Origin of the sequence: Knoellia aerolata DSM 18566, from assembly GCF_000768695.1 — a bacterium.
GTDB lineage: Bacteria > Actinomycetota > Actinomycetes > Actinomycetales > Dermatophilaceae > Knoellia > Knoellia aerolata.
Map to the genome: position 1 here is coordinate 25,698 of NZ_AVPL01000004.1, position 14,833 is coordinate 40,530.

Here is a 14,833-nt window from a genome sequence, read left to right on the forward strand (position 1 = left end):
CGCGCCTACGCTGGCCGCATGAGCTATGCCGGTGACGTCACTCCCGCCGAGGCGCATGCCGCGGTGACCGACTCCGACGACCCCGTCCTCGTCGACGTGCGCACGCGCGCCGAGTGGACCTACGTCGGTGTCCCGCAGCTGGAGACCGGACGGACGCCGCTCCTCGTCGAGTGGCAGCGCTGGCCCGACGGCAGCGTCAACGACGCGTTCGTCGAGGAGCTGCGGGCGGCCGGCGTCGCGGAGGGCACGCCCCTGTACTTCATCTGCCGCTCGGGGGTGCGGTCGGTCGCGGCGGCGGAGGCCGCGACCGCGGCCGGTCTCGGGCCGGCATACAACGTCCTCGAGGGTTTCGAGGGGCCGCACGGCGCCGACGGCCACCGGACCGTCGGCGGCTGGAAGGCCGCCGGTCTCCCGTGGACGCAGGGGTGAGCACGGGCGACGAGCCGGGCCGGTCCTTCCGGCCCGAGACCCTGGCCGTGCGAGGAGGCCTGTCGCGCACCGGGTTCGACGAGACCAGCGAGGCGATGTTCCTCACCTCGGGCTTCGTCTACGAGTCCGCCGAGCAGGCCGAGGCCGCGTTCAAGGACGAGATCGACAAGTTCATTTACAGCCGCTACGGCAACCCCACCGTGCGCATGTTCGAGGAGCGGCTGCGCCTGCTCGAGGGCGCGGAGGCCTGCTTCGCGACCGCCTCGGGCATGGCCGCCGTCTGGGTGGCCCTGGCCGCCCTGTGCGGGCAGGGCGACCGGGTCGTGTCGTCGCGGGCGCTCTTCGGGTCGTGCTTCGTCATCGTCGACGAGATCCTCCCGCGCTTCGGCGTCGAGACCGTCGTCGTCGACGGTCCGGACCTGGCGCAGTGGGAGGAGGCGCTCTCGGTGCCGACCGCCGCGGTCTTCTTCGAGACGCCCAGCAACCCGATGCAGGAGCTCGTCGACATCGAGGCGGTGTCGCGGCTCGCGCACGCCGCCGGCGCCGTCGTCGTCGTCGACAACGTCTTCGGGACCCCCGTCTTCTCGCGCCCGCTCGACCACGGCGCCGACGTCGTCGTCTACTCCGCCACGAAGCACATCGACGGGCAGGGGCGGGTCCTCGGCGGTGCGGTCCTCGGGCCGGCCGAGTTCATCGACGGCCCGGTCAAGAACCTCATGCGGCACACCGGCCCGGCGATGTCCCCGTTCAACGCGTGGGTGCTCCTCAAGGGCCTCGAGACGATGTCGCTGCGGGTCCGGCAGATGGCCGACAACGCGCTGGCTCTCGCCCGCCACCTCGACGGACGCGAGGGCGTCGTCAAGGTCGTCTACCCGATGCTCGAGAGCCACCCGCAGCACGAGCTGGCCCTGCGCCAGATGGGCGGCGGCGGCACGGTCGTGACGTTCGAGGTCGACGGGGGCAAGGACGTCGCGTTCCGCCTCATGAACGCGCTTCGCCTGGTCGACATCTCCAACAACCTCGGTGACGCCAAGTCGCTCGTGACCCACCCGGCCACGACGACCCATCGGCGGCTCACCGAGGAGGCCCGCGCCGCGGTCGGCATCACCGACGGGACGGTGCGGATCTCGGTGGGACTGGAGTCGGTCGACGACCTCGTCGAGGACGTCGAGGCCGCCCTCGTCGGCGCGCTTCAGGGCTGACGCGGGAGGGCGTCCAGGACCCACGGCCTCCCGCGGCGTGCCGGGGGAGTGAGGGTGACGTCGAACTCCTCGGCGACGATCGCGGCCAGCTTCTCGGGAGTGCGGGCCCGCTGACCCACCACGCAGAGGTGGCGGGCCACGAGGCCCCGGGTGTGCTTGGCCATGTGGCTCGCACCCGGCACGCGCACCTGCACCCAGCGGTCGGCGACGTCACCGACGGGAGTCCACGCGGCGGCATACGTCGAGCTCCGGCAGTCGACGACGACCTCGCGCCCGGCAGCGGGAGCCAGCACCTCGTCGAGGACCGGTCGCCACGCGGCCGCCACCGGTCCGAGGCCGGGCAGGTTCACGTCCATCGACAGGCGGTATGCCGTGATCCGGTCACCCAGCCGGACCGCACCGTGGAGCGCGGAGACGACGACGACCCACCGGTTGGCCCGGCGCCGCGCCGCGGGGTCCAGGGTGGCGAGGCCGAGCGCGTCGTAGAGCACCCCGGTGTAGACGTCGGCCGCGGGGGTGGCGGGTGCGGTGCCCAGCGTGAGGTTGCGGGCCACCTCGTCGGCGAGGCCCGGTGAGACGCCGAGCACCGTTGCGGCCGTGGGCGATGCGCTCGCCCTCGTGAGGTGCGCTGCCACCCGCTCGCGGGTCGTGGCCAGCTCCGGGAAGGACCACGTGGCCGGGTCGGCCGGTCGTCCGCGACGGCGGTTCGACTTCGACTCCGACGGAGGGAGGACGATGAGCACGCGGCCACCCTACGTGCGGCCCCTTGGGTAGGTTGGCGGGCATGCCACATCGCGCGATCCGCCTCGCCCCCGTCGACCCCACGACCTCCGACACCGTCCGGGACACGCTGCTCGCCCGGTTCGCGGCGATCCGGGCCGAGGTCGGCGCGAGCGAGGTGTTCCCCCCGGAGGTGCAGGCCGAGGCCGACCGGCTGGCGCAGACGCCGCCCGCGCTGCCCGAGCGCGACGAGACGGCCGTCCCCTTCGTCACCCTCGACCCGCCGACGTCCATGGACCTCGACCAGGCGATGTGCCTCGAGCGCGACGGCGACGGCTACCGCGTGCGCTACGCCATCGCCGACGTGCCCGCCTTCGTCGAGCCCGGTGGGACGATCGACGCCGAGGCCCGACGCCGTGGCCAGACGATCTACTGCCCGGACCTCCGGGTCCCGCTCCATCCTCCCGTGCTCAGCGAAGGTGCGGCCAGCCTGCTGCCGGGTGAGGTGCGGCCGGCGTTCGTCTGGGACCTGCGGCTCGACGCGGAGGGTGAGGGGACGAGTGCGGAGGTCTACCGCGCGCTCGTCCGCTCGGTCGAGCGCTTCGACTACGCCGGGGTGCAGGAGCTCGTCGACGCGGGCACGACCGACGAGCGGTGGGTCCTGCTCCGCGAGATCGGCGAGCGCCGCATCCGGCAGGAGCAGCTGCGTGGCGGCGCCAGCCTGCCGATGCCCGAGCAGGAGGTCCACCTCGGCGACGACGGCAACTTCACCCTGGCGCTGCGGCCTCCTCGCACCTGCGAGGACTGGAACGCCCAGATCTCGCTGCTCACCGGCATGGCCGCCGCCGACCTCATGCTGCACGCCGGCATGGGCATCCTGCGCACGATGCCCGACGCCGACCACGACGCGGTCGCACGGTTCCGGCGCCAGGCCAAGGCCCTGGGCGCTCCCTGGCCGGCCGAGCAGGGCTACGGCGACTTCCTGCGCTCCCTCGACCGCGACGACCCCAGGCACCTCGCGCTCATCCACGCGGCCACCGCCCTCTTCCGGGGTGCGGGCTACACGCCGTTCGACGGCGACGTGCCCGAGCAGGTCGGGCACGCCGCGGTGGCCGAGGCGTACGCCCACGTCACCGCCCCGCTGCGCCGCCTCGTCGACCGGTTCGGGCTCGTCGTCTGCGAGGCGATCAGCGCGGACCGCGAGGTCCCGGTCTGGGTCCGCAAGGCGCTGCCGTCGATCCCCGAGCTGATGAAGGAGTCCGACCGCCGCGCCGGTGCGGCCGACCGGATGTGCGCCGACGCCGTCGAGGCGGCCGTGCTCCACGCGCACGTCGGTGAGACCTTCGACGCCGTGGTCGTCGACCGCGACGACCGCGGGCTCGAGGTCCAGCTCCTCGAGATCCCGGTCCTCGCCCGGGCCAAGGGGCAGGGCGACCTCGGCGCGTCCGTGTCCGTCCGGCTGGAGTCCGCGGACGTCGCCACGGGCCAGGTGCGGTTCGTCGTCGCCTGACCCGGCCGTCCACCCCTATGCTGGGGACGCGGACGAGTCAGTCCGACGGTCGCGGCGTGGGCAACCACGTCGAGGAAAGTCCGGGCTCCACAGGGCAGGGTGGTGGCCAACAGCCACCCGGGGTGACCCGCGGGACAGTGCCACAGAGAACAGACCGCCTCCCGGTCTCGACCGGGCGGTGAGGGTGAAACGGTGGTGTAAGAGACCACCAGCGGCTCCGGTGACGGAGTCGGCTCGGTAAACCCCACCCGGAGCAAGCTCAGACAGTGTGCGTTCGAGGGCGGCCCGCCCGAGCACACGGGTAGGGCGCTGGAGGCCGCTGGCAACAGCGGTCCGAGATGGATGACCGTCAACGTGACCCGGGCAACCGGCCACGTGACAGAACCCGGCTTATGACTGACTCGTCCGCACCCACGCCGGGACCCGGCATACGGTGGAGACATGCGACTCACGCACCTCGGCCACGCCTGCCTGCTCGTCGAGATCGGCGACCAGCGCGTCCTCATCGACCCGGGCGGGTTCACGCCCGGCTTCGAGGCGGTGGGTGACCTCACCGCCGTCGTCGTGACCCACCAGCACCCGGACCACCTCGACCGGGGGAGGTTCCCCGCGCTGGTGCAGCGCAACCCGCAGGCCAGGGTCCTCGCCGACCCCGGCAGCCTCGACGTGCTGTCCGGGCTGGGCATCGACGCGCAGGCCCACGACGGGGGGACGACGCTCGGCTCGGTGACGCTCACCCCCGTGGGCGAGGTCCACGCCCTCATCCACGACGACATCGCGCGCATCCCCAACGTCGGCGTCGTGCTGCGGGCCGAGGGCGAACCCGGCCTCTACCACCCCGGTGACAGCCTCGACGGCGAGCCGGGCGAGGTCGACGTCGTCGCCTTCCCGCTCAACGCGCCGTGGCAGCGCAGCCGGGACATGGCCGGCTTCCTGCGCCGGCTCAACCCGCCGGTCGCGGTCCCCATCCACGACGGGCTGCTCAACGAGTCCGGGCGCGACCTCTACCTCGGCCAGGCCCGCACGCTCGGGGGAGCGGACACCGAGGTGCGCGACCTCGCCGCATCCGGTGCGGTGGAGTTCACCGTCCGCTGACCTCCGGGGGCCGTCGGGTCGTCCGTGCGCCGGCACGTCGTTCTCGTCCGGGCACGGCGCCAGGGCGACAGGCCGCCGCGAGAACGACATGGCGTCGGCATCGTCAGCGCGAGTCGTGGTACTCCTGCGCGAGGTGCGCGGCACCGATGATGCCCGCCTTGTTCTCGAGCGTCGCCGGGACGATCTTGGTGCGGAGCCTGAGGAGCGGGAGGAACTGCTCGGCGTCCTTGGACACGCCGCCGCCGACGACGATGAGGTCGGGCCACAGGAGGTTCTCGAGGTGGCTGTAGTAGCGCTGCAGCCGCTTCGTCCACTCGGGGTAGCTCAGGCCCTCGATGTCCTTGATCGAGGAGGCCGCGCGCTTCTCCGCGTCGAAGCCGTCGAGCTCGAGGTGACCCAGCTCGGAGTTGGGGACGAGGACACCGTTGTGGATGAGCGCGGTGCCGATGCCCGTGCCCAGCGTCGTGAGGATGACCAGGCCCTTCTGCCCCTTGGCCGCGCCGTAGTGGAGCTCGGCGACCCCGGCCGCGTCCGCGTCGTTGACGAGGACGATGTCGTGGCCGAGCTTCTTCTCGAGGAGCTTCTCGGCCTCGAAGTCGAGCCAGGACTTGTCGATGTTCGCGGCGGAGCGCACCACGCCCCGCGTGACGACCCCGGGGATGGTGATGCCGATGGGGGAGTCGCCCCGGACGTCGTCGAAGTGGTCGACGATCTGGTCGATGACGTCCGCGACGGCCTCGGGCGTGGACTTCGCCGGCGTGTCGATGCGCTTGCGCTTGGCGGCGAACTCGCCCTTGGCGAGGTCGACCGGCGCTCCCTTGATCCCACTCCCGCCGACGTCGATGCCCAGCGGCAGACCGGTCTTCTTGCTCATGGGGACTCCTTCGTCCGGGGTCGAGTCGTGCGGGTGTCGAGGGGGGTGTCGTGCGGGGTCAGGGGAGGGTGAGGATCTCGTTGCCGCTGTCGGTGATGAGGATGGTGTGCTCGAACTGTGCCGAACGCCTGCGGTCCGCGGTGACGACGGTCCAGTCGTCGTCCCACATCTCCCACGCCTCCGTGCCGAGGTTGAGCATCGGCTCGACGGTGAAGGTCATCCCCGGCTCGATGAGCGTGTCGTAGGACGGGGCCGCGTCGTAGTGCGGGATGACGAGCCCCGAGTGGAAGGACCGGCCGATCCCGTGGCCGGTGAAGTCGCGCACGACGCCGTAGCCGAACCGGCGGGCGTAGCTCTCGATGACCCGGCCGATGACGTTGACCCGACGGCCGGGCAGGGCCGCCTTGATCCCGCGCATCATCGCCTCGTGGGTGCGTTCGACGAGCAGGCGCGACTCCTCGTCCACGTCACCGCAGAGGTAGGTCGCGTCCGTGTCACCGTGCACCCCACCGATGTAGGCCGTGATGTCGATGTTGACGATGTCCCCGTCCTCGAGCCGGCGCGAGTCCGGTATGCCGTGGCACACGACCTCGTTCACCGACGTGCAGAGCGACTTGGGGAACCCGCGGTAGCCGAGGGTGGAGGGGTAGGCGCCGTGGTCGAGGAGGAACTCGTGACCGACGCGGTCGACCTCGTCGGTGGTGACTCCGGGAGCGATGACGGCGGCGGCGGCGGCCATGGCCCGGGCCGCGATCCGACCCGCCACCCGCATGAGCTCGATCGTCTCGGCGTCCTTGACCTCCGGGGAGAGGAACTTGTCGGGCGTGGGCCGGTCGACGTACTCCGGGCGCTCGATGGTGGCGGTCACGGCGCGTCTCGGGGAGACCTCCCCCGGAGCGACACTTCCGTAGGTCATCGGCATACGGTGGAGTCTAGGCAGAGTGCCGCACAGGTTGACGAGGAGGACAGCGTGGCTTACTGGTACAACATCGCGACCCAGCAGGTCGAGACCGACGAGAACCGCAGCCGCAACGACGACGTCATGGGACCGTACGACACCGAGGACGAGGCCCGCGGCGCCCTCGCCAGCGCCCGCGAGAACACCGAGAAGTGGGACGCCGAGGACCGCGCCTGGGAGGGCAAGGACGAGGAGGACTGACTCACTCCTCGAAGCTGTGCTCGGCGGCGGGGAAGGCTCCCGAGGCGACCTCGCCGGCATACGCCCTCGCGGCGTTGCCGAGGTCGGTCCGCATGTCGAGGTACTTCTTGACGAAGCGCGGCGCACGCCCACCGCGGAGCCCGGCCATGTCCTGCCAGACGAGCACCTGGGCGTCGCAGTCCGGGCCGGCGCCGATCCCGACGGTCGGGATGCGCAGCGCCTCGGTGACCCGCTTCGCGGCGGGCGCGGGCACCATCTCCATGACGACCGCGAAGCACCCGGCCTCCTGCAGCGCGATCGCGTCCTCGAGGAGGCGGTCGGCCCCGGCGCCGCGCCCCTGCACCCGGTAGCCACCGAGCACGTGCTCGCTCTGCGGGGTGAAGCCGATGTGCCCCATGACGGGGATGCCGGCGCGCACGAGGAGCTCGACCTCCGGCACCATCGCCATGCCGCCCTCGAGCTTGACGGCGTGGGCCATGCCCTCCTTCATGAAGCGCGTCGCGGTGGCGAGCGCCTGCTGCGGGCTCGCCTGGTAGGACCCGAACGGGAGGTCGGCGACGACCATCGCGTGCTTGGCCGCCGAGGTCACGGCGCGGCAGAGGGGCACGAGGTGGTCGACGGTGACCGGCACCGTGGTCTCGAACCCGTAGACGTTGTTGCCGGCGGAGTCGCCCACGAGAAGGCAGGGGATGCCGGCCTCGTCGAAGATCTCGGCGGCATACATGTCGTATGCCGTGAGCATCGCCCACTTCTCGCCCGTCTCCTTCATCTTCTGCAGATGGGGGACCCGGATGCGCTTCTGCGGGGCCGCCTGGGCTCCGGTGCCGTAGGGGTTGGTGGTCTCTGCGGGGGGAGTGGGCTGGGCGCTCATGGGGCGATCCTGTCAGAGGCCGCTCGACGGGGCCCTCGTGCTGGGAAGGTAAAAAGCAGGTCAAGGAAACCCCACAAACCATTGTGCAATCGCAATGCACATGTTTCTCTGCAGTAGCCGCGCCTGACCCCTGGCGGGCGATCACACTCGGAGGAACCGTGACACAACGACACACTCGCGCCCTGGCCGGACTGGCCGGGGCCGCGTTGGTGGTGAGCCTCGCGCCGATGGGCGCGCAGGCCAAGGACGCCGCGCCCCCTGCAGCAGACACGAAGGCCTCGACGAAGAAGCAGGACGACCTGCCCAACCCCCTCGGCGACGCCGCGCGCACGCTGCGCCAGGACGCCGTCACCCAGCTCGTCAAGGGCACGGCGACCACCGAGACCCGTGGTGGGCAGCGCGTCATCAAGCTCAAGGGCAACCCCAAGGCCGCCAAGGGCAGCCCCGCCGCGAAGGACCGGTTCGTGTCCTACCCGGTCAACCGCGAGGAGAGCATCTTCACGATCCTCGGCGAGTTCGGTTCGCAGGTCCACCCCACCACCGGTGGCACGCCCGGCCCGCTGCACAACCAGATCGCCGAGCCGGACCGCAACTGGGACGGCGACGCGACCGACGACAACAGCACGGAGTGGTCGGCCAACTACGACCGCGCGCACTACCAGGACCTCATGTTCGGTGAGGGCGAGTCCTTCAAGGACTTCTACCTCAAGCAGTCCAACGGCCGCTTCCTCGCCAAGGGCGACGTGTCCGACTGGGTGAAGGTCCCTTACAACGCAGCGCGCTACGGCAGCAACAAGATCAGCGACGCCCAGGGCGCCTGGCCGTTCGTCGAGCACTCCGCCACCGCGTGGTTCGAGTCCCAGAAGGCCGCCGGCAAGACCGACGCCGAGATCAAGACCTACCTCGAGCAGTTCGACAAGGTCGACCGCTACGACTACGACGGTGACGGCAACTTCGCCGAGGCCGACGGCTACATCGACCACTTCCAGGCGATCCACGCCGGTGCTGGTGAGGAGGCCGGCGGCGGCGCCCAGGGCGAGGACGCCATCTGGTCGCACCGCTGGTACGTCAACTACAACCAGGCCGGCAAGACCGGCCCGGCGTTCAACAAGGCCGGCGGTGTGCCCCTGGGCAACACCGGGATCTGGATCGGTGACTACACGACGGAGCCCGAGAACGGCGGCCTCGGCGTGTTCGCGCACGAGTTCGGTCACGACCTCGGCCTGCCGGACTACTACGACACCGCCGGTGGCGACAACGGCACCGGGTTCTGGACGCTCATGTCCGGCGGCTCCTGGCTCAACGACGGCGGCGAGGACATCGGCTCCAAGCCCGGCTACATGGGCCCGCTCGAGAAGCTCCAGCTCGGCTGGCTCGACTACACCGTCGCCGGCAAGAGTGGCACCTACACGCTGGGCCAGGCGGACCTCGACGGCGCCACGACGCCGCAGGCCGTCATCGTCCCGCTGCCCGACAAGAAGGTCGTCACGAAGTACAACACCCCGCACAGCGGCACCGCCGAGTGGTGGAGCGGCTCGGGCAACGACCTGAAGAACTCGATCACCCGGGACGTCGACCTCACCGGCAAGACGTCGGCCAGCATGTCGGCGTGGCTGGACTACGACATCGAAGAGGGCTACGACTACCTCTACGTCCAGGCCTCCGCCGACGGTGGCGCCACCTGGACCGATGTCGCCGCCATCGACGGCGCGAGCAACGGTTGGACGCAGAAGTCCTTCGACCTCACGGCGTTCGCCGGCAAGCAGGCCAAGGTGCGCTTCAACTACGTCACCGACGGCGGACTCGCCCTCAAGGGTGCGTTCATCGACGACATCACCATCACCGCCGACGGGGCCACCGTTCTCAACGACACCGTCGAGTCCGGTGCCAACGGCTGGACGGCCGTGGGCTTCACCATCATGAGCGGCACGACGGACAAGATGTACCCGCGCTGGTACATGGCCGAGAACCGTGTGTACTCCGGCTACGACACGACGCTCAAAACCGGCCCGTACAACTTCGGCTGGTCCAGCACCAAGCCGGACTGGGTCGAGCGCTTCCCCTACCAGAACGGCATGCTCGTCTGGTACGTCGACGGCTCGTTCGCCGACAACAACACCATCACCCACCCGGGTGGCGGCATGTCGCTGCCCGTGGACGCCCGGCCGGCTCCCGTGAAGTTCCCCGGCGGGCAGCTGCTCGGCAACCGTCGTCAGCCGTGGGACGCCACGTTCGGCCAGGAGAAGACCGACTCGGTCACCTTCCACCGCAACGGCGTTCCCGTGACCATCGGCAAGCAGGCGGCGATCCCGACCTTCGACGACACCGACCCGAACCGCTACTGGACCGCGGACAACCCGATGAGCTCGGTCAAGGTCGCCGGTCTCGGCACGAAGATCACCGTCGCCCGGACGACCAAGGGCGGCACGGAGATGCAGCTCAAGATCACTCTCGGCGCCAAGTGACTCAAGCCCTGGGCTGAGTCACCTGCAGGAGGGGGAGGGCCCCGGAGCGACATGCTCCGGGGCCCTTGCCCTGCCTCCCCCTAGGATGCCGACATGGATCGTCAGCAGGAGTTCGTGCTCCGCACCATCGAGGAGCGGGACATCCGCTTCGTCCGCCTCTGGTTCACCGACGTTCTCGGTGCGCTCAAGTCGGTGGCCGTCGCCCCGGCCGAGCTGGAGGGAGCCTTCGCCGAGGGGATCGGCTTCGACGGGTCGGTCATCGAGGGCTTCGCCCGGGTCTACGAGGCCGACATGCTCGCCAAGCCCGACCCGGCGACATTCCAGGTGCTCCCGTGGCGGGGTGAGAGCCCGGGCACGGCTCGCATGTTCTGCGACATCACTCTCCCCGACGGCGCACCGAGCATGGCCGACCCGCGCCACGTGCTGCAGCGGACGCTCGCCCGCGCCGCCGACCAGGGCTTCACCTTCTACACCCACCCCGAGATCGAGTTCTTCCTCTTCGAGAAGGGCTTCAAGCCGGGGGAGCAGCCGACGCCGATCGACCAGGCCGGCTACTTCGACCACGTCCCGAACGGGTCCGCGCAGGACTTCCGCCGCGCGGCGATCACCATGCTCGAGTCGATGGGCATCAGCGTCGAGTTCAGCCACCACGAGGGCGCCCCGGGCCAGAACGAGATCGACCTGCGCTACGCCGACGCCCTGTCGACGGCCGACAACATCATGACCTTCCGCACGGTCATCAAGGAGGTCGCGCTCGAGCAGGGCATCTACGCCTCCTTCATGCCCAAGCCCCTCGCGGAGCACCCCGGCTCGGGCATGCACACGCACATGTCGCTCTTCGACGGCGACAGCAACGCCTTCTACGAGGCGGGCGCGCCGTACTCGCTGTCCAGGACGGGGCGGCAGTTCATCGCGGGGCTGCTCCACCACGGGGCCGAGATCACTGCCGTCACCAACCAGTGGGTCAACAGCTACAAGCGGCTCTGGGGCGGGGGAGAGGCGCCGGCCCACCTCACCTGGGGGCACAACAACCGCTCCGCCCTCGTCCGGGTGCCCATGTACAAGCCCAACAAGGGGCAGAGCAGCCGCGTCGAGGTCCGGTCCATCGACTCCGCCTGCAACCCCTACCTCGCGTTCGCGGTGCTGCTCGCGGCCGGGCTCAAGGGCATCGAGGAGGGCTACGAGCTCGCCCCCGAGACCGAGGACGACGTGTGGGGCCTCTCCGACTCCGAGCGCAAGGCGATGGGCATCAAGCCGCTGCCCGCCTCGCTCAACGAGGCCATCGAGGTCATGGAGGAGAGCGAGCTCGTCGCCGAGACCCTCGGTGAGCACACCTTCGACTTCTTCCTGCGCAACAAGCGCTCCGAGTGGGCCGACTACCGCGGCCAGGTGACCGCGTTCGAGCTCGAGCGGTACCTGCCGCGCCTGTGACCGGCGCACGATGAGTGCCCGCATCCCCACCGTGCCCGGCGACCTGACCCGGCTGGGGTTCGCCGACCCGCGCCGGGCCATCGGCCTCCTCGCCGACCCGGTGCTCGAGCCGCTGGTCAAGGACCGGTCCCGGGTCGAGACCGACGGGCTGGCGGCTGCCCTGGCGAAGGTGGCGGACCCGGACCAGGCGCTGCTGACCCTCGTGCGGCTCATGGAGGCCGTGGGGACGACGCCACGCTCGCACCTGCGGGAGGCGATCGTCCCCGCGCTGCGCGAGCCGGGCCGGGCCCGCGACCGGCTCTTCGCCGTGCTCGGCGCGTCCACGGCGCTCGGCGACCACCTCGTCGCTCGGCCCGAGCACTGGACGTCGGTCGTCGACGCCGTCCAGCTCGAGGTCGAGGAGCGGGTCGAGCTGCTCACCGCCGCCGTCAGCGCCCCGCCGCAGGGCACGACCCCGGAGGACGCCCTGCGCATCGAGTACCGTCGCCAGCTGCTCGGCATCGCCGCGCTCGACGTCTCGCGCCCCGAGCCGGCGGCCCGGCTCCCCGAGACCGCCGCGGCCCTCGCCGACCTCGCCGAGGCCGCCCTCGAGGCAGCCCTCGTCATCGCCCGCGCCGCCGTCGGCCCCGCCGCCGACCAGTGCCGCTTCGCCGTCATCGGTATGGGCAAGACCGGGGGGCGGGAGCTCAACTACATCAGCGACGTCGACGTCATCTTCGTGGCCGAGCCCGCGGAGGGCGCCGACGAGGGCGAGGCGCTCTCGACCGGCACCGACCTCGCCACCCGGCTCATCCGGATCTGCTCCAGCGCCACCGCCGCGGGCGCACTCTGGCAGGTCGACCCGGCCCTGCGCCCCGAGGGCAAGAACGGCCCGCTCGTGCGCACCCTGCAGTCCCACCTCTCGTACTACGAGCGCTGGGCCAAGACGTGGGAGTTCCAGGCCCTGCTCAAGGCGCGGCCCATCGCCGGCGACCGGGCGCTCGGGCGGGCCTACGTCGAGGCCGTCGCCCCCTTCGTGTGGTCGGCCGCCTCCCGCGAGCACTTCGTCGAGGACGTGCAGGCCATGCGCCGCCGGGTCGAGGACAACGTCCCCCACGGCGAGGCGGAGCGCCAGCTCAAGCTCGGCCCGGGCGGCCTGCGCGACATCGAGTTCAGCGTCCAGCTCCTCCAGCTCGTCCACGGGCGCTCCGACCGGTCGCTGCGCTCCGGCACCACCCTCACCGCGCTCGCGGCGCTCTCCCAGAGGGGCTACGTGGGGCGGGACGACGCGCAGACGCTCGACACGGCATACCGGCTCCTGCGCACGCTCGAGCACCGCATCCAGCTGCACCGGCTCCGCCGCACCCACCTCATGCCCACGGCGCCCGCGGACCTCCGCTGGCTCGGACGCGCCCTGGGGCACACGCGCGACCCGGAGGACTCGGTCACCGCGCAGTGGCGCACCGCCGCGCGCGAGGTGCGCCGGCTGCACCAGCGGATCTTCTACCGTCCGCTGCTCTCGGCCGTCGCCCGCCTCGGGCCCGACGAGGTGCGCCTCACGCCGGAGGCGGCGCGCGAGCGCCTCGCGGCCCTCGGCTTCCGCGACCCCCGGGGGGCGCTCAACCACCTGCAGGCCCTCATCGACGGCGTCAGCCGGCGCGCGGCGATCCAGCGGCAGTTGCTGCCGGTGATGCTCGGGTGGTTCGCCGACGAGGCCGACCCGGACGCCGGCCTGCTCGCCTTCCGAAGAATCAGCGAGCAGCTCGGCACGACGCCGTGGTACCTCCGGCTCCTCCGCGACGAGGGGAGCGCCGCCGAGCGCCTCGCACACACCCTCGGGCGCAGCCGCTACGCCGCCGAGCTGCTCGAACAGGGGCCGGAGTCGGTGCAGTTCCTCGGCGACCCCAGCGGCCTGCGGCCGCGTCCGCGCGACGAGGTGCAGAACCGGATGCGGGCCGCCGCCCGCCGCAAGGACGCCCCCGAGCCCGCCGTACTCGCGGCCCGGGCGGTCCGGCGCTCCGAGCTGTTCCGGCTCGCCGTCGCCTCGCTCCTCGGGCACGTCACCCTCGACGAGCTCGGCACCGCGCTCGCCGACCTCAGCGGTGCGCTCATCGACGTCACCCTCGACGTCGTCCTCGCCGGCGTCGAGGAGCAGACGGGGGCCGCACCGCTCAGCCGTCACCTCGTCGTCGGGATGGGACGGCTCGGCGGCGGTGAGGCGGCGTTCGGCAGCGACGCCGACGTCCTCTTCGTCCACGACCCCGTCGCGGGGGCCGACCCGCAGGCGGCGCAGGAGCAGGCGCTCGAGGTCGTCAAGGAGCTCATCCGGCTGCTCGCGCTCGCGGCCCCCGACCCCCGGCTCGAGGTCGACGCCGGCCTGCGGCCCGAGGGCAAGAACGGCCCCCTGACCCGTTCGCTCGACTCCTACCGCGCCTACTACGAGCGGTGGTCGCTCGTCTGGGAGTCCCAGGCCCTGCTGCGTGCCTCACCGGTGGCCGGCGACCCCTCGCTCGGTGAGGCGTTCGTCGCGCTCATCGACCCGGTCCGCTGGCCCGACGGTGGCCTCGACGCCGGACAGGTGCGCGAGATCCGCACCCTCAAGGCCCGGATGGAGTCCGAGCGCCTGCCGCGCGGCGCCGACCCCAAGACCCACTTCAAGCTCGGCCACGGCGGTCTCAGCGACGTCGAGTGGTGCATCCAGCTCATCCAGCTCCAGCACGCCCACGACCACGCAGGTCTGCGCACGACGTCGACCCTGGGCGCCCTCGCCGCCGCCGAGGCCGCCGGGCTCGTCGGCGCCGACGACGCCCTCGCCCTGGCCGAGGCGTGGCGGCTCGCCTCGACGATGCGCAACGCCGGGCTCCTCGCGCGGGGACGCACCGTGGACTCGGTGCCCTCCGACGTCCGGGACGCCGACGGGATGGCCCGGATCATGGGCCTGCCCCCGAAGTCCGGCCAGGAGCTCGCCAACCGCTACCGCCGCGTCGCCCGGCGCGCCCGGCACGCGGCGGAGCACGTGTTCTACGGCGACTCCTGAGCGTCCGCGCCGACTCGTGGGCGCGGACGTGGTCACGAGCGGTGGACCGCGGCGAAATAGA

12 protein-coding genes and 1 other RNA gene are annotated in these 14,833 nt (G+C 71.7%); 9 read left to right on the forward strand and 4 right to left on the reverse strand.

Annotated features, from left to right (window positions below; translation table 11 throughout):
- Positions 1-18 precede the first annotated feature (18 nt).
- Together N801_RS02985 and N801_RS02990 are read left to right on the forward strand one after the other, a co-directional pair.
- Positions 19-429, forward strand: coding sequence for a rhodanese-like domain-containing protein (locus N801_RS02985; RefSeq protein WP_035932683.1), 411 nt, complete (start codon positions 19-21; stop codon positions 427-429).
- The gene (locus N801_RS02990; RefSeq protein WP_035932685.1) at positions 426-1,631 is read left to right on the forward strand and encodes an O-succinylhomoserine sulfhydrylase; all 1,206 of its coding nucleotides are present in this window, start codon (positions 426-428) and stop codon (positions 1,629-1,631) included. Before N801_RS02985 ends, N801_RS02990 begins: the two co-directional genes overlap by 4 nt.
- On the opposite strand, the gene N801_RS02995 is transcribed toward N801_RS02990, so the two are convergent.
- A complete protein-coding gene (locus N801_RS02995) occupies positions 1,622-2,374 on the reverse strand; it encodes a YaaA family protein (protein WP_035932687.1) in 753 nt (250 codons plus the stop codon). The genes N801_RS02990 and N801_RS02995 overlap by 10 nt on opposite strands.
- 41 nt (positions 2,375-2,415) lie before the next feature.
- Between N801_RS02995 and N801_RS03000 the strand changes: the two genes are divergently transcribed.
- The 3 genes from N801_RS03000 to N801_RS03005 all read left to right on the forward strand — a co-directional run bounded on the left by N801_RS03000 (position 2,416) and on the right by N801_RS03005 (position 4,956).
- Positions 2,416-3,861 (forward strand): RNB domain-containing ribonuclease, encoded by a 1,446-nt coding sequence (locus N801_RS03000; protein WP_035932688.1) that lies wholly within the window; start codon positions 2,416-2,418, stop codon positions 3,859-3,861.
- A 33-nt stretch (positions 3,862-3,894) separates the two neighbouring features.
- Positions 3,895-4,269: RNase P RNA component class A (gene rnpB / locus N801_RS19515), an RNA gene on the forward strand.
- Positions 4,270-4,302: 33 nt separating this feature from the next.
- Positions 4,303-4,956, forward strand: a complete 654-nt coding sequence (locus N801_RS03005) for an MBL fold metallo-hydrolase (RefSeq protein ID WP_035932690.1) — start codon at positions 4,303-4,305, stop codon at positions 4,954-4,956.
- A 103-nt stretch (positions 4,957-5,059) separates the two neighbouring features.
- On the opposite strand, the gene ppgK is transcribed toward N801_RS03005, so the two are convergent.
- Both ppgK and map read right to left on the reverse strand, forming a co-directional pair.
- The gene (ppgK, locus tag N801_RS03010; protein WP_035932692.1) at positions 5,060-5,830 is read right to left on the reverse strand and encodes a polyphosphate--glucose phosphotransferase; all 771 of its coding nucleotides are present in this window, start codon (positions 5,828-5,830) and stop codon (positions 5,060-5,062) included.
- Between the two features lie 58 nt (positions 5,831-5,888).
- Entirely contained in the window at positions 5,889-6,752 is an 864-nt protein-coding gene (gene map, locus N801_RS03015) for a type I methionyl aminopeptidase (RefSeq protein WP_035932694.1), read from the reverse strand.
- A gap of 48 nt (positions 6,753-6,800) precedes the next feature.
- On the opposite strand from map, the gene N801_RS03020 reads away from it, so the two are divergent.
- Positions 6,801-6,989: a hypothetical protein gene (locus N801_RS03020; RefSeq protein WP_035932697.1), complete on the forward strand. Its 189-nt coding sequence runs from the start codon at positions 6,801-6,803 to the stop codon at positions 6,987-6,989.
- A gap of 1 nt (position 6,990) precedes the next feature.
- Here the strand turns inward: N801_RS03020 and panB are convergent, their stop codons facing one another.
- Positions 6,991-7,860: a 3-methyl-2-oxobutanoate hydroxymethyltransferase gene (gene panB / locus N801_RS03025; RefSeq protein ID WP_035932699.1), complete on the reverse strand. Its 870-nt coding sequence runs from the start codon at positions 7,858-7,860 to the stop codon at positions 6,991-6,993.
- Positions 7,861-8,018: 158 nt separating this feature from the next.
- Here panB and N801_RS03030 point away from each other — a divergent pair, with 158 nt between their 5' ends.
- The 3 genes from N801_RS03030 to N801_RS03040 all read left to right on the forward strand — a co-directional run bounded on the left by N801_RS03030 (position 8,019) and on the right by N801_RS03040 (position 14,772).
- A complete protein-coding gene (locus N801_RS03030; RefSeq protein WP_245618184.1) occupies positions 8,019-10,325 on the forward strand; it encodes an immune inhibitor A domain-containing protein in 2,307 nt (768 codons plus the stop codon).
- Positions 10,326-10,418: 93 nt separating this feature from the next.
- Positions 10,419-11,756: a type I glutamate--ammonia ligase gene (gene glnA, locus N801_RS03035; RefSeq protein ID WP_035932702.1), complete on the forward strand. Its 1,338-nt coding sequence runs from the start codon at positions 10,419-10,421 to the stop codon at positions 11,754-11,756.
- A gap of 10 nt (positions 11,757-11,766) precedes the next feature.
- Entirely contained in the window at positions 11,767-14,772 is a 3,006-nt protein-coding gene (locus tag N801_RS03040) for a bifunctional [glutamine synthetase] adenylyltransferase/[glutamine synthetase]-adenylyl-L-tyrosine phosphorylase (protein ID WP_035932703.1), read from the forward strand.
- Positions 14,773-14,833 lie beyond the last annotated feature (61 nt).